Source organism: Pseudomonas lurida (genome assembly GCF_002563895.1).
Taxonomy (GTDB): Bacteria; Pseudomonadota; Gammaproteobacteria; order Pseudomonadales; family Pseudomonadaceae; genus Aquipseudomonas; species Aquipseudomonas lurida.
Window position 1 is genome coordinate 5828074 of record NZ_PDJB01000001.1, and the last position, 19248, is coordinate 5847321.

The following is a 19248-nucleotide window of genomic DNA, read 5'->3' on the forward strand; positions in this document are numbered from 1 at the left end:
GCCCGGCAATCGCCTGCAGAAACCTTTAACCGGTTCGTCTAAAGGTCATGGCGGCGGCTTATAACCGCCACTTATCGATCAATATCAAAACTTTTTGATATTGGCCTTGCGGGTATTTCCACCCATCACTAGACTGCTGGCCTTATGAACCTACCCGTGCCCTCACTGCGCCCCGACGACGGCGATGAACTGGCAGCCTTGTGCAAGGCCGCTGGCGACTCGTTGCGTCTGAACGTATTGCGCGCACTGGCCAACGATTCGTTTGGCGTACTCGAACTGGCGCAGATCTTCGCCATCGGCCAGTCCGGCATGAGCCACCACTTGAAGGTCCTGGCCCAGGCCGACCTGGTAGCGACCCGCCGTGAAGGCAATGCGATTTTCTACCGCCGTGCCCTGCCCCACACCGAATTGCTTGGCGGCAAGCTGCACGCAGCCCTGCTCGAAGAAGTGGATAACCTGAGCCTTCCGGGCGACGTACAGTCGCGCATCGGCCAGGTGCATGGACAGCGCGCCGCCGCGAGCCAGGACTTTTTCGCACGGGTTGCAGAGAAGTTTCGCGCCCAACAGGACTTGATCGCAGGCTTGCCTCAGTACCGCGACAGTGTGCTGGCGCTGCTGGACAAGTTGAGCTTCAGTCATGAGGCCACGGCACTGGAAGTCGGCCCGGGCGATGGCGGTTTCCTGCCGGACCTGGCGCGACGGTTCCAGCAGGTCACGGCGCTGGACAACAGCCCGGCGATGCTCGAACTGGCGCGCCAGCTCTGCGAGCGTGAAGCATTGGGCAACGTTCGCCTGCAGTTGGCGGACGCGCTGAACCACAACAGCCTGCAGGCCGACTGCGTGGTGTTGAATATGGTGCTGCACCATTTCGCCGCCCCCGCCGACGCCCTCAAGCAAATGGCCGGGCTGCTGCACCCCGGCGGTAGCCTGCTGGTCACGGATTTATGCAGCCACAACCAGAATTGGGCCAGGGAGGCCTGCGGTGATCTCTGGTTGGGTTTTGAACAGGACGATCTGGCCCGTTGGGCCACCGCTGCGGGACTCGTTCCCGGGGAAAGCCTCTATGTAGGTTTACGTAATGGTTTCCAGATCCAGGTCCGCCATTTTCAGCGGCCGACTGGCGACACTCACCATCGGTAAATATCAGGAAAACATCGAGATGAGCGAATACTCCCTTTTCACCTCCGAGTCCGTGTCTGAAGGGCATCCGGACAAAATCGCCGACCAGATTTCTGATGCGGTGCTGGACGCCATCATTGCTGAAGACAAGTTCGCCCGTGTGGCGTGCGAGACTCTGGTGAAAACCGGTGTAGCGATCATCGCTGGCGAAGTGACCACCACCGCCTGGGTCGACCTGGAGCAGATCGTCCGTGACGTGATCACCGACATCGGCTACACCAGCTCCGACGTCGGCTTTGACGGCGCGACCTGTGGCGTGATGAACATCATCGGCAAGCAGTCTCCCGACATCAACCAGGGTGTCGACCGTGCCAAGCCTGAAGATCAAGGCGCCGGCGACCAGGGCCTGATGTTCGGCTACGCCAGCAACGAAACCGACGTGCTGATGCCGGCACCGATCACGTTCTCGCACCAACTGGTGCAGCGTCAGGCCGAAGCCCGCAAGAACGGCCTGCTGCCGTGGCTGCGCCCCGACGCCAAGTCCCAGGTGACCTGCCGCTACGAAGGCGGCAAAGTCGTTGGTATCGACGCTGTCGTGCTGTCGACCCAGCACAACCCGGACGTGTCCTACGCCGACCTGCGCGAAGGCGTGATGGAGCTGATCGTCAAGCACGTGCTGCCTGCCGAACTGCTGAGCAAGGACACCCAGTTCCACATCAACCCGACTGGCCAGTTCATCATCGGCGGCCCGGTGGGCGACTGTGGCCTGACCGGTCGCAAGATCATCGTCGACAGCTACGGCGGCATGGCCCGCCACGGCGGTGGCGCGTTCTCGGGCAAGGACCCATCCAAGGTGGACCGCTCGGCCGCGTACGCCGGTCGCTACGTGGCCAAGAACATCGTCGCCGCCGGCCTGGCGGAGCGTTGCGAGATCCAAGTGTCCTACGCCATCGGTGTCGCCCAGCCTACGTCGATCTCGCTGAATACCTTCGGCACCGGCAAGATCAGCGATGACAAGATCGTGAAGCTGGTGCGTGAGATCTTCGACCTGCGTCCTTACGCGATCACCACCATGCTCGACCTGCTGCACCCGATGTATCAGGAAACCGCGGCCTACGGTCACTTCGGTCGCACCCCTGCGCAGAAGACGGTCGGCGACGACACCTTCACCACCTTCACCTGGGAAAAAACCGACCGCGCCAACGACCTGCGCACTGCCGCCGGCCTGTAATCGCTGTTGGTGCTCAAAAGCCCCGCCGGGTTCGCCCGGCGGGGCTTTTTATTGCCGCGCGAATCACGCGACGACCTTCACATTTTTTGGATCCAAACCTTGCAGGCCCAATGATGGCCCTCTAGAATCCGCGCCCTCTCGGGCCCTTCACCTTATTTGGATATTGCCCTGCGCCAGCCCGGGATTCACACGCGTGCAGGCAATCGAACATTGAGGTTTTTCATGCGCATTTCCACGCTCGCCCCTGCCGCCCTTCTGCTCAGCCTGTTCGCCCTGCCGGCAAACGCCGCCGACCTGAGCGCACTGAGTGGCGCCCTGAGCGCCCAATTGGGTGGCGGCAACGCCGGCGACTGCCAGAAGCAAGCCAACGACCTGCAAGCCAAGATCGATGCTGCCGAGGCCCAGAAGGACACCATGAAGGTGAAGGCTTTCAAAGCGGCGCAGGACCAGATCAACAAAGGTTGCAACAAACTTTCTGAAGCTCAGGCCAAAGCCGACGCCAAGCAACAAACCCAAGAAGCCAAGGCCGATAAGCCTGATGCAGTGAAAGCCCTGGGCGGTCTGTTCAAGTAAGTAGAAATACCCGGTAAAAAGCCCCGCACTGTCGGGGCTTTTTTGTGGCCGTCTGGATCATTTAGGCTGGGCGTCCTTTCCGAGCAAGGATGCTCATGATGCGTTTACTGTATGCCCTGTTACTCATCGCCTTGCCCTATGGGGTATGGGCCGAAGGTTGCCCGGATGAAGCCCGCTCACAGGTCGGCATCCTGGCCGAACAGATCAACCAGTGGGATGACGGTTACCACCGGCTCGGCCAATCGCCTGTCAGCGATGAACTCTACGACCAGGCACGCCAGCGCTTGACCCATTGGCGCCAGTGTTTCCCCGAATCTACCGTGGCGTCCGACACCCCCTTGGCGAGTTCACGCGGGACCCTGCCTCACCCCGTGGCCCATACCGGCCTGGAAAAACTCCTGGATGAACAGGCCGTTGGCACCTGGCTGGGCACACGCCAGGATGTCTGGATTCAACCCAAGGTGGATGGTGTCGCGGTGAGCCTGGTGTATCGCCACGGGCGCCTGAGCCAGGTCATCAGCCGAGGCGATGGGGCCGTGGGCCACGACTGGTCTGCCTCTGCGCGCAAGATTCCCGGCATCGTCCAGCAACTGCCCGCCCCCCTCGACCTCGTGCTGCAAGGCGAACTCTATTGGCGTCTGGACGACCACGTGCAATCCGTAAGCGGGGGGGTCAATGCGCGCAGCAAGGTGGCCGGGCTGATGAACCGCAAGCAATTGAACGACACCGATGCCGCTGGCATTGGCCTGTTCGTCTGGGCCTGGCCGGAAGGGCCGGCCGGGTTTAGCGAGCGCCTGGCCACATTGGCACGCTGGGGCTTCAGTGATAGCCGTCGCTACAGCCAGCCCATCCAGAACATCACCGAAGCCACGCACTGGCGCGCCTATTGGTACAACCACCCACTGCCATTCGCCAGCGATGGCGTGGTGTTGCACCAGGCGCAGCGCGCCCCCGCCGGGCGTTGGCAGGTCAGTGCACCCTACTGGGCGGTGGCGTGGAAGTACCCGCTCGGCAAGGCCTTGGCGCTGGTACGCGACGTGCAATTCAACATCGGCCGCACCGGGCGCATCACGCCCATGCTCGAGCTGGAACCGGTGCGCCTGGATGACCGCCAGATCAGCCGGGTGAGTGCCGGTTCATTGAAGCGTTGGCAATCGCTGGATATCCGCCCTGGCGACCAGGTATCCATCAGCCTGGCGGGCCAAGTGATTCCCCGGTTGGACGAGGTCATCCTGCGCAGCACCACCCGGGCGGACCTGCCAGTGCCCAACCCTGGAAAATTCCACGCATTGAGCTGCTGGCAACTTGACCCAGGCTGTGAGGAGCAGTTGCTGGCACGTCTTACCTGGCTGAGCGGCAACCAGGGCCTTGCCTTGCCACACATAGGCCGCGAGACCTGGAACGTATTGATCCAGGCCGGTCTAATCGCAGGCTTTCTCGATTGGTTAACCCTGGATGCGGCAGAGCTTGCTAACATTGATGGCTTCGGTGATCGCAGCCGTGCGCGAGTGCTAGAGAGCTTTCACAGCGCGCGACAACGGCCCTTTGCACAATGGCTCAAGGCCTTGGGTGTACCGCCTGCGGCACGTAACAACCTGGAAGGCGACTGGCAGACGCTGGTCGCCAGAGACACCCAGGCCTGGCTGGCCATCGATGGCATCGGCCCGGGCCGCGCAGCGCAACTGAGCGCTTTTTTTCGCGACCCGCACGTACAGGCCATGGCTGAAACATTACGCGTGGCGGGGATAGACGGGTTTTGAACCTGCTGCCCGCGCCATCAGACTGCGACTTTGGAGCCCCACATGAAATTCCTAGCCCCCCTTGCCTTGCTGACCATCGCAAGCTTCATGACCACACCGCTGCTGGCCGCTGAAGACGCGCCTCAGCTCACCGGCTGCGCGGCCAAGCGCCAAGCCATCAGCACCCAGATCGAACAGGCCAAGGCGCATGGCAACAGTGCGCAACAAGCCGGCCTGGAAAAAGCCCTGGGCGAAGTCACTGCCAATTGCACCGACGCGGCCCTGAAGAAGGAGCGTGAAAACAAGGTGCTCGACGCCAAGCATGAAGTCAGCCGCCGCCAGGCCGACCTCGACAAAGCCATGAAAAAAGGCGACGCGGACAAGATCAACAAGCGTAAGGACAAGCTCGCCGAGTCCCGCAAGGAACTGCAGGACGCCGTGGAAGAACTCGACCAGTAAAACCGGTCAGTGGTCCCGGAACTGTTTATGGCAGGCGCTGCAGGCATCTTCGACTTTTTGCACCGCCGGCCCCAGGTTGCTGGCCTTGTAGGGCTGCACCTGGCTGGCGATCACCAATTCACCGGTGGCCGCTTCAAGGTTGCGGGCCAGTTGCTGGAATTGCGCCTGTTTCTGCCAGACATCGTCCTTGGCGCTGGTGTGATCTTCTTCACGCACGCTCGGGAAATGCTTCCACGGTTCATGGGACAACGCATCCAGCTTGACGGCCCCTTCGGCGAATTTTGCGCCGTCGAACGGAATGCGCCCGCGCAGCATGCCGCCCAGGTCCTCACCGGTCTTGAGCATCTGCTTGAAGATTGCCTTGCGCTGGCCCAACGGCGAATTAGGATCAACGCCGCCACAGGCAGACAGCGTCAGGCAGGCCAGCAGTACAACGGTCAGTCGTTTAAAAGTCATGGTGGCTTCGAGGTCACGGGAAACGGCGGCCAGTATCCTCGCCCTGCTCGCAAAGACCAATAGCCCTATTATTAATAAGGGTTGCCCACCCGCGTTGCGACGCGGGCAATCGCTTCAGGAAGTATGTGTATGAATTTCAACTTGAAACCCTGGAGCCGCCGCCTGGCGTGGGCTCTGCCGATGATCGCGCTGTTGGCCGGCTGCGACGCGGGCAAGGAAACAGCCAAAGATGAAACATCCAAACCTCATGCCGTCGCCACCTATGTGAGTGCACCTTGGGAAGCCTTGCCGGCGGTGTCCGACAGCGACCTGCTGGCCGGTTTTGAGTCCTGGCGCAGCGCCTGCCAGCGCCTCAAGGCAGACCCGGTCTGGGGCCCGACCTGTGCGGCCGCCGCCACGGTGCCGAGCAATGCACTCGCAGTGCGTGGGTTTCTCAAGGAACGCCTGGATGTGTTCGGCCTGCGCTCGGCCGACAACACCCCGAACGGCTTGATCACTGGCTACTACGAACCGGTCTACCCCGGCAGCCTGACCAAGACCGCCACCGCCAATGTGCCGGTGTACGGTGTGCCGGACGACCTGATCATCGTCAACCTGGAAAGCATCTACCCCGAACTCAAGGGCAAGCGCCTGCGCGGTCGCCTGGAAGGTCGCGTGCTCAAGCCCTACGACGATGCCAGCGCCATCAACGGCCAGGGCTCCACGGCCAAACCGATTGCCTGGTTGACTAACCCGATGGACCTGCAATTCCTGCAGATCCAGGGCTCGGGCCGCATTCAACTGGCCGGTGGACGCCAACTGCGCGTGGGTTATGGCGACCAGAACGGTTACCCCTACCGCCCGATCGGGCGCTGGCTGGTAGAGCAAGGCGAATTGAAGAAAGAAGACGTGACCATGGGCGCCATCAGCGCCTGGGCCAAGGCGCATCCGCAGCGTATTCCGGAACTGCTGGCGAGCAACCCCAGCTATGTGTTCTTCAGCGCCCGGCCTGACAGCAACGAAGGCCCACGCGGCTCCTTGAACGTACCGTTGACCGCAGGCTACAGCGTAGCGGTGGACCGCAAGGTGATTCCCCTGGGCAGCCTGTTATGGCTCTCGACCACCAAGCCGGATGGTTCGCCGATCGCCCGGCCGGTGGCCGCACAGGACACCGGCGGTGCAATCACCGGTGAAGTGCGTGCGGACCTGTTCTGGGGCACCGGCGATGCAGCGGGTGAATTGGCTGGCAACATGAAGCAGCAGGGGCAGATCTGGATGCTGTGGCCCAAGGGCGCAGCATTGCCGCAGGTGCCGGATGCACCGGCCGGGACTTAATACACGCTGAGGATCCATAGGTGGGAGCGGGCTTGCTCGCGAACGCGGTGTATCAGTCACAGATGTGCTGACGGATACACCCCATTCGCGAGCAAGCCCGCTCCCACAAGGGGATTTGCCTTAAACGTCAGATCGAGACGAAGAAGAAGCTCGCAATCAGCGCCATCCCCACAAACCACACCAGCGAACGCAACATCGCCCAATCTGCCAGGTAGCAGATGATGTACAGCAGGCGGCTGGTAATAAAGAGCACGGCCAGCACATTGATGGTCACCAATTCGGCCGTACCGGCCAGGTGCGCGATAATCACGGCTGCCGCAAATGCTGGCGTGACCTCAAAGCTATTGAGCTGCGCACTGTGAGCGCGCTTGGCAAACCCTTCGAGGGTGTCCAGGAACGCACGAGGGTCGTGGTTCTGCCGCGGCCCGAACTTGCCACCGCTGAACTTGGCCACCCCCGTGCACAGGTAGGGCAGGAAAATTGCGATCAACACACACCAGAAGGCCACCGTCATCACTGATTCCTTTTTTAGTTTGCTTTTTAGTTTGAAACGGAAATTAGAGTTTTAGCACTAAACATGAAAAGCCGCACCCATCGCTATGAGCCGCCAGACCCACAAAGGTTCTATCGGTGATTTGGCCTGAGCCCTGCAACATCGCGCCGCTGTTGCGGTCCATCCCCCGTTAATGCTCCCCCACCCAACTTCCAAGGACCCCGGATGCTTGAACTTGTCGCCGCCTTCATTTGCCTTACCACTCTGCTCACCTATGTGAACTTCCGTTTTATCGGCCTGCCACCCACCATCGGAGTGATGGTCACGGCCTTGGTGTTTTCGCTGATCCTGCAAGGCTTGAGCGTTCTCGGCTACCCGGGCCTGGAAGAACGCATCCAGCAACTGATCGGCCAGATCGACTTCGGCGACTTGCTGATGAACTGGATGCTCTCGTTCCTGCTGTTCGCCGGTGCTTTGCACGTGAACCTGAACGATCTGCGCAGCTACCGCTGGCCCATCGGCTTGCTGGCGACCTTCGGCGTATTGATCGCGACCCTCGTGATCGGCAGCTTGGCGTATTACATCTTTGCCCTGTTTGGCTGGCAGGTGAGCTTCCTGTACTGCCTGCTGTTCGGCGCGTTGATTTCCCCCACCGACCCGATTGCGGTACTGGGCGTGCTGCGTACCGCCAACGCCTCCAAGCCACTCAAGACCACGATTGTCGGCGAGTCGCTGTTCAACGACGGTACGGCAGTGGTGGTGTTCACCGTTCTGCTGGGTATCGCACAGTTGGGCGATACGCCCACCGTGGGCGCGACTGCCATGCTGTTTGCCCATGAGGCGATTGGTGGCGTGGTGTTCGGAGGCCTGATCGGCTACCTGGTCTACCTGATGATCAAGAGCATCGAGCAGCACCAGATCGAAGTGATGCTGACGCTCGCCCTGGTCATCGGCGGTTCGGCAATGGCCACCGAACTGCACGTCTCCGCACCGATTGCGATGGTGGTCGCCGGCCTGATCATCGGCAACCTGGGACGCAAGTTGGCGATGAACGACATGACCCGTCGCTACCTGGACGGTTTCTGGGAACTGCTCGACGACATGCTCAACGCGCTGCTGTTTGCGCTGATCGGCATGGAACTGCTGCTGTTGCCGTTCAACTGGCTACACGCGTTCGCCGCCAGCCTGCTGGCCGTAGCGATCCTGCTGTCGCGCCTGCTGACCGTAGCACCCGCCATCCTGTTGCTGCGGCGCTGGCGCAGCGTGCCACGCGGCACCATCCGCATCCTCACCTGGGGTGGCTTGCGCGGCGGGGTTTCCGTGGCACTGGCATTGGCCCTGCCGCTGGGACCGGAGCGCGACCTGTTGCTGAGCATCACCTACATCGTGGTGCTGTCGTCGATCCTGTTGCAGGGTCTGAGCATTGGCAAGCTGGTCAAGCGCGTGACCCGGGACGAGCCCCAGGCCGCGCCTGAGGCTCACTGATCCTTGTTGATCTGCTGCGGATGCCTAGGGTCCGCAGCTTTCTTGCCCGGCAAGCTGCTTTCGCTACGAATCTGCGCATGGCTGATCAGCGCAAAGATAAAGCTGCCGCCAATGATGTTGCCCGCCAGGGTCGGCCCGGCGAACACCAACCAAAAGTCCTTCCACGGCAACTCGCCCGCAAATACCAGGTACGACACCTCGGCCGAACCGACGACGATATGGGTGAAATCGCCCAAGGCCATCAAGTAGGTGATCAGGATGATGATCCACATCTTGGCGCTTTCCATGGAGGGAATCATCCACACCATGGTGGCGATCATCCAGCCAGAGACAATGCCCTTGGCAAACATCTGGCCGGCATCGTTCTCCATAATCTTGCGGCCGATTTCGAGGAAGGCCAGGTCGGTCTTGGTATCGAAGATCGGCAGGTGCAACATGACATACGCCACCAGCAGGGTGCCGCACAGGTTGCCTACCAGCACCACCGTCCATAGCCGCAACAGTCGCCCGGCGTTGCCGAGCGTCGGCTTGCTCATCACTGGCAGCACGGCCGTCAGGGTGTTTTCGGTGAACAATTGCTGTCGGGCAAGGATCACCGCAAGGAAGCCTGCGCAGTAACCGAAGCTGGCGATCACTTTGAAGGCTTCGCCATCCGGCAGGCGGGAGTTGAGCAACCCCATCGCCATGAGCGAAAGGCCCATGGTCAGCCCGGCCGCCAGTGCCGACCACCATAAGGCGGCGACGCTGCGTTCCAGTTCCTGATCGCCCTGGGTGCGAATGATTTCGTGCAGCACTGCCGCGCGAGGCGGCTGGTTCTTGTCGACGTCCTGCTGCTCTTCCTGCGAGAGATTGGGAGTTTTGCCTGCTTCGTCGGTGGCCATGATCATCCAGAGTCCAAGGGGTGCCTGTAGCTACGACACGCTGCCACAGTGGCTGTTCAGTGGCCATGCAACTAAACCTGCAGCCGCCAGGCCCGGGCCATGTCCACAGTGGTGGAACGGTGTGGCTTGTCCCAGGGTTTGTTACGCGCCTGGTAGTGCTCGGCGAGGGTGTCGAGTACCCGGTTGAACTCGCTGGGTGTCCTCGCCCACGCCAGGTCTTGCGCTGCCCGGTGCAACAATTCGACGTTGGACTCGGGCTGGCCTGGCCTGAACAGCGAGGGGTAGATCACCTCCCGGGTGAAGTTTTCCGCCTTCATCGCAATATCACGCACGTGCATCTCGGCGACAGCGCTGCCGATGACGCTGGACATCGGCAAGGCATCGCGTGCGACCTGCCTGGCGGCCACTTGCAGCAATTGCTGGAAGTTGCGCTGGCTTTCGACATTGAGGCGCCGCCCCAGCCAATCGATGTGCTCAGGCCGACGGGCCAGGGCATCCAGGTTACGCAACGCCGATGAAATTTTCGGCGTGAACACCAGCGTGTCCTGCGACGTATTCGCCTCGATAATTGCGCGATCAAGGGTGTGCAACGCCTGTCTCGCGCTCTCTCGAAACATCAGCACATCCGCGGCGGCCGGGTCTTTTTGCAGCGTCGGTTGCACGCTGGCGAGCATTTCATCGTCCATGGCCAGCACCGCCTCATCCAGGGAGTGGAACGCGTGATGCTCAAGTGCCAGGGTGCGGCGTTCCAGATGCGCCTCTACCGCCTGGCGTGCTTTTGCCTGCAAGTGTTGCTTCTGCTCATCCTGCATCGTGAAGTTGACCGTGCCGGTGAGCAGGCCTCGAAAGTCACCTTTCTCGGTCTTGAGGGGCAACGTCACCGTCTGTTCGGCAAACGCTTCAAGCCTCTTATCTTGAAAGGCCCCCGCGGCCGAATGCGCAACGCCCGTGATGCGATTGGCCACACTACTGAAAAAACTACCGCTGCGAGCCGACGGATCAGTGGCGTTCGACTCGAACGTGACAATCAACGATTCGGACTTGTTCAGGGGGCTATCGGCAAATGCCCTCTGCACCACGCCTGGCACTGGGGTATTGAGCAACAAGCCACCGTCCTTGAAAACGGTGGTTTCAGTTGATGCCTGGAAGCCATGACCCTGCTCCACAGGGCTCTTGAACACCACCGGCAATGAACCCGAAATATGCGCCGCCCGGGCGATGTCCATATCCGGGGTCAAACTGGCGTTGAACACCACCAATTGCGGGCGACCATCAAACAGGCCGGTCCCGGTGATACTGAGTTGCTTGATCGCAGGAATATGCCGTTGCAACACCTCAAGATCGCCGAACGTCGGTGCGCCACCGGCGCTCAGCCTGTCAGCAATGTTCATGACTTCGGCCGGACGGGTTTCTCGTGGGGTTTGCGCGATGTGCGCAAGAATCGACTGACGTGACTCGTTGCGGATCATTTCTTCAAGGGGGAAGGCTTCGGTCTGCAGGCGCGGCAGCAACGTCATCAACAACTGGGAAATGTTGCCGACGGGGCTGGGCAAGTAGCTGATGAGTTTGCCAAGTGTCGTACTGGCATCCTGCAGCCAAGCCGTCACGGCGTCTTTGCTGTTCAGCAGGCTTGGCAAGTCTATGTTGTCCGACAACGTGTCGAACGCCGCCGCCCCCATGCCACTGGCAAGCAGCGCCGCCGAAATGGCTCCGGCGGATGAACCGCAAGCCTGTTGGATACCCTCCAGCTTTCGGGCGTCCTCCAGGGCCTGCACCACCCCCGAAAAGGCAATGCCCTTGGCCCCGCCGCCACTCAGCACCAGGCTCGTGACGGGTGGCGCCGATAAAATCACCTCCACCCGTCCCTGATGATCGCGCAGAAGCGTCACATTGCGCTTGCCCACCCCCTCTACCAGAGGCGTCTTCTCGCTGTGATGGGTGGCAGAGTGAGCCTTGTCACTCAATGGGGGTTGAATCTGGGCGATCGAGTTGAACACTTTCATACGCGGGCTCTCCAGAGGGTGTAACCCCTGAGTGAGGAGAGAGCCGGGCAACGATCCATGCGGAATGATTTGGTAAAGCAAATCACACCGCAGGCTTACTTACTCAGGAAGACTGTCATCCTTGAATTGGTCCTTAACGTACCTGATCTCCGTGCGGCCATGAGGCGCCGGCAGGCCATCCTCGCCGAGGTTGACGAAGACCATTTTTTCGACAGTGAGGATGCTCTTGCGGGTGATCTTGTTGCGCACTTCACAGGTCAGGGTGATAGAGGTGCGGCCGAACTCGGTGGCGGTGATGCCCAGTTCGATGATATCGCCCTGGCGCGAGGCGCTGACAAAGTTGATTTCGGAGATGTACTTGGTCACTACACGCTGGTTGCCCAATTGCACAATGGCGTAGATGGCCGCTTCTTCGTCGATCCAGCGCAGCAGGCTGCCGCCGAACAGGGTGCCGTTGGGGTTGAGGTCTTCGGGTTTTACCCATTTGCGGGTGTGGAAGTTCATGGGGCGGGGCTCCGAGGTGTTTGAGCAGTAGATTTGGCCCCTCCAGCTTCAAGTTTCAAGCGACAAGGTGCAAGTTAAAAGCCGAACCGCGCTCACTTGCCGCTTTCGGCTTGCCACTTGCCGCTCAAAGAAAGCTATAATCGCCACCGCTTCAAAACGGTCATCTTCAGTTGATACCGTTCTCCCGCCACCTGTCCGAGGGGCGCTGCAGCAGGTTCAACCTGTCAGGCTCGGATGGGGCGTTGTCCGGCCTGGTCCATCTGGCCTGATACTAAACGCACAACGGCGCCCATTCGCACACTACGAATGGAGGCTCTTCATGAGCGCTGTAATTACGCCTGCAGATTTCAACGACTACAAAGTCGCCGACATATCCCTCGCCGCCTGGGGCCGTCGCGAAACCTTTATCGCCGAATCCGAAATGCCTGCCCTGATGGGTCTGCGCCGCAAGTACGCCGCAGAGCAACCGCTCAAGGGCGCGAAGATTCTCGGCTGCATCCACATGACCATCCAGACTGCCGTGCTGATCGAAACCCTGGTTGCCCTGGGTGCCGAAGTACGTTGGTCGTCCTGCAACATTTTCTCGACTCAAGACCAGGCCGCTGCGGCCATCGCTGCTGCCGGCATCGCGGTATTCGCCTGGAAAGGCGAGACCGAGGAAGAGTACGAGTGGTGCCTGGAGCAAACCATCCTGAAAGATGGCAAGCCATGGGACGCCAACATGATCCTTGACGACGGCGGCGACCTGACCGAGCTGCTGCACAAGAAATACCCGCAGATCCTCGACCGCGTCCACGGCGTGACCGAAGAAACCACCACGGGCGTGCATCGCCTGCTGGACATGCTGGCCAAGGGCGAGCTGAAAATCCCGGCCATCAACGTCAACGACTCGGTGACCAAGAGCAAGAACGACAACAAGTACGGCTGCCGTCACAGCCTGAACGATGCGATCAAGCGCGGCACCGACCACCTGCTGTCGGGCAAGCAAGCCCTGGTGATCGGCTACGGTGACGTGGGCAAGGGTTCGTCCCAGTCCCTGCGCCAGGAAGGCATGATCGTCAAGGTTTCCGAAGTCGACCCGATCTGCGCCATGCAAGCTTGCATGGATGGTTTCGAAGTGGTTTCGCCGTTCATCGACGGCCAGAACGACGGCACCGAAGCGAGCATCGACAAAGCCCTGCTGGGCAAGATCGACCTGATCGTGACCACCACCGGTAACGTGAATGTTTGCGACGCGAACATGCTCAAAGCCCTGAAGAAGCGCGCCGTGGTGTGCAACATCGGTCACTTCGACAACGAAATCGACACCGCTTTCATGCGCAAGAACTGGGCATGGGAAGAAGTGAAGCCACAGGTACACAAGGTTCACCGTACCGGTGCTGGTGATTTCGACCCGCAGAACGATGACTACCTGATCCTGCTGGCTGAAGGCCGCCTGGTTAACCTGGGCAACGCCACCGGCCACCCAAGCCGCATCATGGACGGCTCGTTCGCCAACCAGGTACTGGCCCAGATCTTCCTGTTCGGCCAGAAGTACGCCGACCTGTCGCCAGCCCAGAAAGCCGAGCGCCTGACCGTGGAAGTACTGCCGAAGAAACTCGACGAAGAAGTGGCCCTGGAAATGGTCCGCGGTTTCGGCGGCGTAGTGACTCAACTGACCAAGACCCAGGCCGACTACATCGGCGTGACCGTCGAAGGCCCGTTCAAGCCGCACGCTTACCGTTACTGATCGGCCTGGCAGCCCACCCCCAGGGGTGGGCTATTGCACCGAGTCGCCTGCTTCGCTGGCAAGCCAGCGCCTATAAGTACCATGTAGGAGTTGGCCTGCCAGCGAACGCGGTGCAACAGGCATACGAACAACCCGGCCCCATCCGGTTTTCGAGTTTCCAAGGGTATTACCATGTCCCAAGACCGTCGCTACAGCTTCGAGTTCTTCCCGACCAAGACCGATGCTGGGCATGAAAAACTGATGGCGACTGCCAAGCAGTTGGCCAGCTACAACCCCGACTTCTTTTCCTGCACCTACGGCGCGGGCGGTTCGACCCGTGACCGCACGATCAACACCGTGTTGCAGCTGGAAAGCGAAGTCAAAGTTCCCGCCGCCCCGCACTTGTCGTGCGTGGGCGACAGCAAGGCCGACCTGCGCAGCCTGCTGACCCAATACAAGGCCGCCGGCATCAAGCGCATTGTCGCCCTGCGCGGTGACCTGCCCTCCGGCATGGGCATGGCCAGCGGTGAGCTGCGCTACGCCAATGACCTGGTGAGTTTCATCCGCGAAGAGAGCGGCGACCACTTCCATATCGAAGTGGCGGCTTATCCGGAGATGCACCCCCAGGCCCGCAATTTCGAAGACGATCTGCAGAATTTCGTGCGCAAGGCCAACGCCGGTGCCGACAGCGCGATCACCCAGTACTTCTTCAACGCCGACAGCTACTTTTACTTCGTCGAGCGTGTACAGGCCATGGGCGTGCACATCCCGATCGTGCCGGGCATCATGCCGATCACCAACTACAGCAAGCTGGCGCGCTTCTCCGACGCCTGCGGTGCAGAGATCCCACGTTGGGTGCGCAAACAACTGGAAGCCTATGGCGACGACGTCAAAAGCATCCAGGCATTTGGCGAACAGGTCATCAGCACAATGTGTGAAGATTTGTTGCAGGGTGGCGCGCCAGGGTTGCACTTCTATACCCTGAACCAGGCTGAACCCAGCCTTGCCATTTGGAACAACCTCAAGCTGCCACGCTGACGCTTGTCCGGCTGTGCCAAGGCCCTCGTCTCGACGAGGGCCTTCGTCGTTTTACATGCCTACGGAACCCAGCAGTCCATGAATACAGTGCCCACGACTTCCCGCCCACAACTGGTCTACCTGGTCTTCGGCTCCGAGACCTACCACCAAGAGGCGGTGTTCAGTATCGCCAGTGCGCTGGCCTTCCTGCAGGACACCCCGGACGCCGCCGTGGACATCCAGGTATTCAGCGACAACCCCGAACCCTATCGCCTTTTGCCAGTGCGCGTGCGCCCGCTGGACGACGCCACCCGCCAGCGCTGGAGTGAGCCCCACGGCTATCACTTCCGCACCAAGCATGTGGTATTGCGCCAAGTGCTGGAAGAGTCGCCGGTGGCCATGCTGATCGACACCGACACCTTCTTCCATCATTCACCGATGGACCTGTTCGAGCGCGTGCAGCCTGGCACCCTGTTGTGCAACGCGTTCTACACCCGCTACGGCGACAACCACGAAAGCATTCTCTACACCGCCCTGCGCCAACGCCTGCTGGACATGGGTGTGGCCGACGATGACATGATGACGCTCAACTCCGGGGTCATGGGCCTGACGCAACAGGACGCGCACATCCTCGACCGCTCCATCGCCTTGATGGACGAACTGTTCCCCTATGCCCAGGGCGCCTATACCCTCGAAGAATTCTGCCTGTCGATCGCTGCCTATCGCACGGTCAACGTGCGCGAATGCCCGGACCTGATCCACCATTACTGGAGTCGCAAGCAACTGTTCCGCGCCAAGGTCAAGGCCTGGATCGCCAAGCATGCGGCCGCCCCTACCAGCGCATTGGCCTTGGCCGACACCCGCCAGGTGTCCTCGCACCTGCCGCGCCCTCCCCGCCTGCAGCGCCTGCTGTACAAACTGATCACCCTGCTGCTGCCCAAGCACCAGCAGCAGTTCATCCGCGAAATCCTCTACGGCTGCTACGAGCATGAGAACGAGTTCGACCAGGCGTGTGGCCCGGTTTGGTGGGACAAGGCCCGACAGAACCAGGAAGAACGCCAGAAACATCCGATCGATGCCCATCAGTTGGAACACTGGTTTGCCAACCCCGTGGTGCGCCTGATTCTCGGCGAGCGACGCGCCGCGATCTACGAACACTTGATGACCTCACCGGCCAAATAGCCCCATCCGAGGAGGCGCGTGCCAGAGCTTCTCTTTAAGGCAGGAGCGTCGTAACCTCAGGGCATGCCCGTCATTCTCAAGTTGTTCACTGCTGCCCTCTTTACTTGCCTGAGCCTGGCTGCTTATGGCGAGAAACTGCGCATTGTGACGGAGCCATGGGCGCCCTATGTGTACGACGACAACGGCACCATGCGCGGGCTGGACTATGAAACCACGGTGATCGTATTCCAGCGCCTGGGCGTCGAGGTGCAATGGCAATTCCTGCCGTGGAAGCGCTGCCTGGCCATGCTCGACCAAGGCAATGCCGACGGAGCATTGGACATTTTCCACAGCCACGAGCGCGACGGTTTGCTTCTGTACCCCAGCGAACCGCTGTCGGAAGTGGAGTTCGTACTCTTCTACGCCAATGAGCGCCCCCACCCCGTCGAAGGCCTCGAAGAACTGCGCGGCCTTACGGTCGGCACGTCGCCAGGCTACCTGTACGGCGGCGAGTTCAGCGATTCAACCCTGTTCAACCGCGAACCGGCGCCCAGCCATGAGGCCAACTTCGGTAAATTGATGCTGGGGCGAATCGACCTGCTGGTCACCGACCGCCGGGTAGGCCAGCATGTGATCAAGGCATTGGGCCTGGAAGGCAAGGTCAGCCAGGCACCCGCGGTGGTCAGCCGCCAGTCGCAGTTCCTCGCGGTGCGCCGTGGCGCGGGCATGGACCTGCTGGTACAACGTTTTGCCGCCGAGCTCAAACGCTTCAAGCAAGAACCGGCGTATAGCGCCTTGAGCGCCAAATATGGTGGGATCCAAGCCAATACGGCGCCGGGACGCACCGTTGAGCAGCAGGAAAGCAGCGCACAGTGATTGCTCTGTTATACTCCGGCCTTTCCGCCAGGCTTACGCCCGGCCGCTGAGGTCTTGAAAAAGGCACCCAACCCCGCTACAGCGCAGCTTTCAGCCCGCGCGAGCCGGTGGAGTGCCCGCCAGACGCAGCAGGACCGGACGGGGTTGCGCTCCCCTAAGCGCCATTCACGCCCGGCAAGATTATCCCTTTGGGCCAAGCCCTAACTAAAACAGGATTACTCATGTCCTTTGCTTCCCTCGGTCTCTCCGAGGCTTTAGTCCGCGCCATCGAGGCAGCGGGCTATACCGAGCCTACTCCGGTGCAACAGCGGGCCATTCCCGCCGTGTTGCAAGGTCGCGACCTGATGGTTGCGGCTCAGACAGGTACTGGTAAAACCGGCGGCTTCGCCCTCCCGATTCTGGAGCGGTTGTTCCCCAACGGTCACCCGGACAAATCCCAGCGTCACGGCCCGCGCCAACCGCGCGTACTGGTCCTGACCCCAACCCGCGAACTCGCGGCTCAAGTGCATGACAGCTTCAAGCTGTATGCCCGCGACCTGAAGTTCGTCAGTGCCTGCATCTTCGGCGGCGTCGGCATGAACCCACAGGTTCAGGCCATGTCCCGTGGCGTAGACGTGCTGGTGGCGTGCCCTGGTCGCTTGCTCGACCTGTGCGGCCAAGGCAGCGTCGACCTGTCCCACGTGGAAATCCTCGTGCTGGACGAAGCCGACCGCATGCTCGACATGGGCTTTGTCCATGACGTGAAAAAGGTCCTCGCCCGCCTGCCGGCCAAACGTCAGAACCTGCTGTTCTCGGCGACGTTCTCCCAGGACATCACCGCCCTGGCCGGCAAGCTGCTGCACAACCCGGAACGCATCGAAGTCACGCCGCCGAACACCACGGTCGAACGTATCGAGCAACGCGTCTTCCGCCTGGCCGCCAGCCACAAGCGTGCGCTGCTGGCCCACCTGATCACCGCCGGCGCGTGGGAACAAGTACTGGTGTTCACCCGCACCAAGCACGGCGCCAACCGCCTGGCCGAGTACCTGGACAAGCACGGCCTCACCGCCGTCGCCATCCACGGCAACAAGAGCCAGAACGCGCGCACCAAGGCCCTGGCCGACTTCAAGGCCGGCTCCGTGCGCATTTTGGTCGCCACCGATATCGCCGCCCGCGGCCTGGATATCGACCAACTGCCACACGTGGTCAACTTCGAGCTGCCAAACGTCGATGAAGACTACGTGCACCGTATCGGCCGTACCGGCCGTGCCGGTCGTTCGGGTGAAGCCATCTCCCTGGTTGCACCGGACGAAGAAAAACTGCTGAAAAGCATCGAACGCATGACCAAGCAGAAAATCGCCGACGGCGACCTGATGGGCTTCGATGCCAGCGCCGTGGAGGCCGAGAAGCCAGAAGCGCGCGAGCGTCCGGATGTGCGCAACCCGCGTAACCCACGCGGGCCGAAGGGCGACGGCCCGAACGGCGGCGGTGGCGGCGGTGGTCGTCGCGACAAGGGCAAGGACAAGGGCGGCAAGGAAAAAGCGCCTACCAACGGCCGTGGCGAACGCCCGGCCCGCGAGCAGAAACCCCGTGAAGGCACCCCGGCCCGCGAACAGCGCCAGCCGAGCCAGCCGCCACGCGCTGCCGCTGACCGCGCCCCGGACGAGTTCCTCGACGACGATGTGGATAACTTCGGCAACCGCGTTGACTACGTGCCCCAGGCCAAGCCGGCCCAGGGCCGTGGTCGCCGTCCAGGTGCCCCGGCACAAGGTGCGGGCGCAGGCGCGCCACGTGGCGGCCAGCCTCAGGGCGGTCGTCAGAATGGTCCGCGCAACAGCAGCGGCGGCACCACCGGTACGCCGCCTGCCAAGCGCAACGGCCCGCGTAACGGTGCCCCCCGTGACGGCCAGGCTCGTCGCGATGACTCGCGCAGCAATAACCGCCGCCCCGCCCGTGACGATCAGCCTCGCTTGTCCGAACCGGCCGTGCAGAACCCGCGCGGCGGCCCGGCGCCGAAGATCATCCACAAGGAGTCGAAAGCTGATCGCTTCCCGACACCAGAGCAGTTGGATCAACTGCCAGGCCGTCCTCGTGGTGAAAAACCGGCATTGCTGACCCGCAATCGCTGAGTTTCAACGCCCATGAAAATGCCCCGCCTCGAAAGAGGCGGGGCATTTTTTTTGACTCGACCCCGATCAACTATGGGAGCTGGCGTGCCTGCGGCTGCATCGACTCGGTGTGCCTGGTGCT

General features: G+C 61.4%; 17 protein-coding genes and 1 riboswitch. Of the genes, 12 read left to right on the top strand and 5 right to left on the bottom strand.

Features of this window, described 5'->3' with window-relative positions:
• The first annotated feature begins 144 nt into the window (after window positions 1–144).
• The 5 genes from ATH90_RS26620 to ATH90_RS26640 all read left to right on the top strand — a co-directional run bounded on the left by ATH90_RS26620 (window position 145) and on the right by ATH90_RS26640 (window position 5121).
• The gene (locus tag ATH90_RS26620) at window positions 145–1140 is read left to right on the top strand and encodes an ArsR/SmtB family transcription factor (protein ID WP_098467498.1); all 996 of its coding nucleotides are present in this window, start codon (window positions 145–147) and stop codon (window positions 1138–1140) included.
• A 19-nt stretch (window positions 1141–1159) separates the two neighbouring features.
• Complete coding sequence (gene metK, locus ATH90_RS26625) at window positions 1160–2350, top strand: methionine adenosyltransferase (RefSeq protein ID WP_034109862.1); 1191 nt, start codon at window positions 1160–1162, stop codon at window positions 2348–2350.
• Between the two features lie 222 nt (window positions 2351–2572).
• Entirely contained in the window at window positions 2573–2923 is a 351-nt protein-coding gene (locus tag ATH90_RS26630) for a hypothetical protein (RefSeq protein ID WP_069078462.1), read from the top strand.
• Between the two features lie 95 nt (window positions 2924–3018).
• Window positions 3019–4683, top strand: a complete 1665-nt coding sequence (gene ligB / locus ATH90_RS26635; protein ID WP_098467499.1) for an NAD-dependent DNA ligase LigB — start codon at window positions 3019–3021, stop codon at window positions 4681–4683.
• A 42-nt stretch (window positions 4684–4725) separates the two neighbouring features.
• Complete coding sequence (locus ATH90_RS26640) at window positions 4726–5121, top strand: DUF1090 domain-containing protein (RefSeq protein WP_034109867.1); 396 nt, start codon at window positions 4726–4728, stop codon at window positions 5119–5121.
• A gap of 6 nt (window positions 5122–5127) precedes the next feature.
• Here ATH90_RS26640 and ATH90_RS26645 read toward each other — a convergent pair whose 3' ends face one another.
• A complete protein-coding gene (locus ATH90_RS26645; protein ID WP_034109869.1) occupies window positions 5128–5577 on the bottom strand; it encodes a c-type cytochrome in 450 nt (149 codons plus the stop codon).
• Window positions 5578–5706: 129 nt separating this feature from the next.
• Here ATH90_RS26645 and mltA point away from each other — a divergent pair, with 129 nt between their 5' ends.
• Complete coding sequence (mltA, locus tag ATH90_RS26650; RefSeq protein WP_034109871.1) at window positions 5707–6891, top strand: murein transglycosylase A; 1185 nt, start codon at window positions 5707–5709, stop codon at window positions 6889–6891.
• A gap of 127 nt (window positions 6892–7018) precedes the next feature.
• Here the strand turns inward: mltA and ATH90_RS26655 are convergent, their stop codons facing one another.
• The gene (locus ATH90_RS26655; protein ID WP_010207167.1) at window positions 7019–7405 is read right to left on the bottom strand and encodes an MAPEG family protein; all 387 of its coding nucleotides are present in this window, start codon (window positions 7403–7405) and stop codon (window positions 7019–7021) included.
• A 204-nt stretch (window positions 7406–7609) separates the two neighbouring features.
• On the opposite strand from ATH90_RS26655, the gene ATH90_RS26660 reads away from it, so the two are divergent.
• Complete coding sequence (locus tag ATH90_RS26660) at window positions 7610–8869, top strand: cation:proton antiporter (RefSeq protein ID WP_034109873.1); 1260 nt, start codon at window positions 7610–7612, stop codon at window positions 8867–8869.
• Here the strand turns inward: ATH90_RS26660 and ATH90_RS26665 are convergent.
• From ATH90_RS26665 to ATH90_RS26675, 3 genes are all read right to left on the bottom strand, one after another.
• Window positions 8863–9750, bottom strand: a complete 888-nt coding sequence (locus ATH90_RS26665) for a formate/nitrite transporter family protein (protein WP_069078775.1) — start codon at window positions 9748–9750, stop codon at window positions 8863–8865. The two genes, ATH90_RS26660 and ATH90_RS26665, sit on opposite strands and share 7 nt — an antisense overlap.
• A 71-nt stretch (window positions 9751–9821) precedes the next feature.
• Window positions 9822–11753, bottom strand: a complete 1932-nt coding sequence (locus ATH90_RS26670) for a patatin-like phospholipase family protein (RefSeq protein ID WP_098467500.1) — start codon at window positions 11751–11753, stop codon at window positions 9822–9824.
• A 99-nt stretch (window positions 11754–11852) separates the two neighbouring features.
• Complete coding sequence (locus ATH90_RS26675; protein WP_010207175.1) at window positions 11853–12257, bottom strand: acyl-CoA thioesterase; 405 nt, start codon at window positions 12255–12257, stop codon at window positions 11853–11855.
• Between the two features lie 191 nt (window positions 12258–12448).
• Window positions 12449–12555, top strand: a riboswitch (S-adenosyl-L-homocysteine riboswitch).
• Between the two features lie 21 nt (window positions 12556–12576).
• Between ATH90_RS26675 and ahcY the strand changes: the two genes are divergently transcribed.
• The 5 genes from ahcY to ATH90_RS26700 all read left to right on the top strand — a co-directional run bounded on the left by ahcY (window position 12577) and on the right by ATH90_RS26700 (window position 19127).
• Window positions 12577–13986, top strand: a complete 1410-nt coding sequence (gene ahcY, locus ATH90_RS26680) for an adenosylhomocysteinase (protein ID WP_034109878.1) — start codon at window positions 12577–12579, stop codon at window positions 13984–13986.
• A gap of 171 nt (window positions 13987–14157) precedes the next feature.
• On the top strand, window positions 14158–15003 hold the full coding sequence (gene metF / locus ATH90_RS26685; protein ID WP_034109880.1) for a methylenetetrahydrofolate reductase [NAD(P)H]: 846 nt from the start codon (window positions 14158–14160) through the stop codon (window positions 15001–15003).
• A 78-nt stretch (window positions 15004–15081) separates the two neighbouring features.
• Window positions 15082–16164 (top strand): hypothetical protein, encoded by a 1083-nt coding sequence (locus ATH90_RS26690; RefSeq protein ID WP_034109881.1) that lies wholly within the window; start codon window positions 15082–15084, stop codon window positions 16162–16164.
• 63 nt (window positions 16165–16227) lie between these two features.
• A complete protein-coding gene (locus ATH90_RS26695; protein ID WP_034109882.1) occupies window positions 16228–17019 on the top strand; it encodes a substrate-binding periplasmic protein in 792 nt (263 codons plus the stop codon).
• Window positions 17020–17240: 221 nt separating this feature from the next.
• The gene (locus ATH90_RS26700) at window positions 17241–19127 is read left to right on the top strand and encodes an RNA helicase RhlE2 (protein WP_034109883.1); all 1887 of its coding nucleotides are present in this window, start codon (window positions 17241–17243) and stop codon (window positions 19125–19127) included.
• The last annotated feature ends 121 nt before the right edge of the window (window positions 19128–19248 follow it).

Excerpts from the sequence above, each read along its gene's own strand:
- ATH90_RS26660 (WP_034109873.1), top strand. The coding sequence starts at position 7,610 with ATGCTTGAACTTGTCGCCGCCTTCATTTGCCTTACCACTCTGCTCACC.
- metF (WP_034109880.1), top strand. The coding sequence starts at position 14,158 with ATGTCCCAAGACCGTCGCTACAGCTTCGAGTTCTTCCCGACCAAGACC.
- ligB (WP_098467499.1), top strand. The coding sequence starts at position 3,019 with ATGATGCGTTTACTGTATGCCCTGTTACTCATCGCCTTGCCCTATGGG.
- ATH90_RS26655 (WP_010207167.1), bottom strand. The coding sequence starts at position 7,405 with ATGACGGTGGCCTTCTGGTGTGTGTTGATCGCAATTTTCCTGCCCTAC.
- ATH90_RS26620 (WP_098467498.1), top strand. The coding sequence starts at position 145 with ATGAACCTACCCGTGCCCTCACTGCGCCCCGACGACGGCGATGAACTG.
- ATH90_RS26690 (WP_034109881.1), top strand. The coding sequence starts at position 15,082 with ATGAATACAGTGCCCACGACTTCCCGCCCACAACTGGTCTACCTGGTC.
- ahcY (WP_034109878.1), top strand. The coding sequence starts at position 12,577 with ATGAGCGCTGTAATTACGCCTGCAGATTTCAACGACTACAAAGTCGCC.
- ATH90_RS26700 (WP_034109883.1), top strand. The coding sequence starts at position 17,241 with ATGTCCTTTGCTTCCCTCGGTCTCTCCGAGGCTTTAGTCCGCGCCATC.
- ATH90_RS26665 (WP_069078775.1), bottom strand. The coding sequence starts at position 9,750 with ATGGCCACCGACGAAGCAGGCAAAACTCCCAATCTCTCGCAGGAAGAG.
- ATH90_RS26695 (WP_034109882.1), top strand. The coding sequence starts at position 16,228 with ATGCCCGTCATTCTCAAGTTGTTCACTGCTGCCCTCTTTACTTGCCTG.
- mltA (WP_034109871.1), top strand. The coding sequence starts at position 5,707 with ATGAATTTCAACTTGAAACCCTGGAGCCGCCGCCTGGCGTGGGCTCTG.
- ATH90_RS26675 (WP_010207175.1), bottom strand. The coding sequence starts at position 12,257 with ATGAACTTCCACACCCGCAAATGGGTAAAACCCGAAGACCTCAACCCC.
- ATH90_RS26645 (WP_034109869.1), bottom strand. The coding sequence starts at position 5,577 with ATGACTTTTAAACGACTGACCGTTGTACTGCTGGCCTGCCTGACGCTG.
- metK (WP_034109862.1), top strand. The coding sequence starts at position 1,160 with ATGAGCGAATACTCCCTTTTCACCTCCGAGTCCGTGTCTGAAGGGCAT.
- ATH90_RS26630 (WP_069078462.1), top strand. The coding sequence starts at position 2,573 with ATGCGCATTTCCACGCTCGCCCCTGCCGCCCTTCTGCTCAGCCTGTTC.
- ATH90_RS26640 (WP_034109867.1), top strand. The coding sequence starts at position 4,726 with ATGAAATTCCTAGCCCCCCTTGCCTTGCTGACCATCGCAAGCTTCATG.
- ATH90_RS26670 (WP_098467500.1), bottom strand. The coding sequence starts at position 11,753 with ATGAAAGTGTTCAACTCGATCGCCCAGATTCAACCCCCATTGAGTGAC.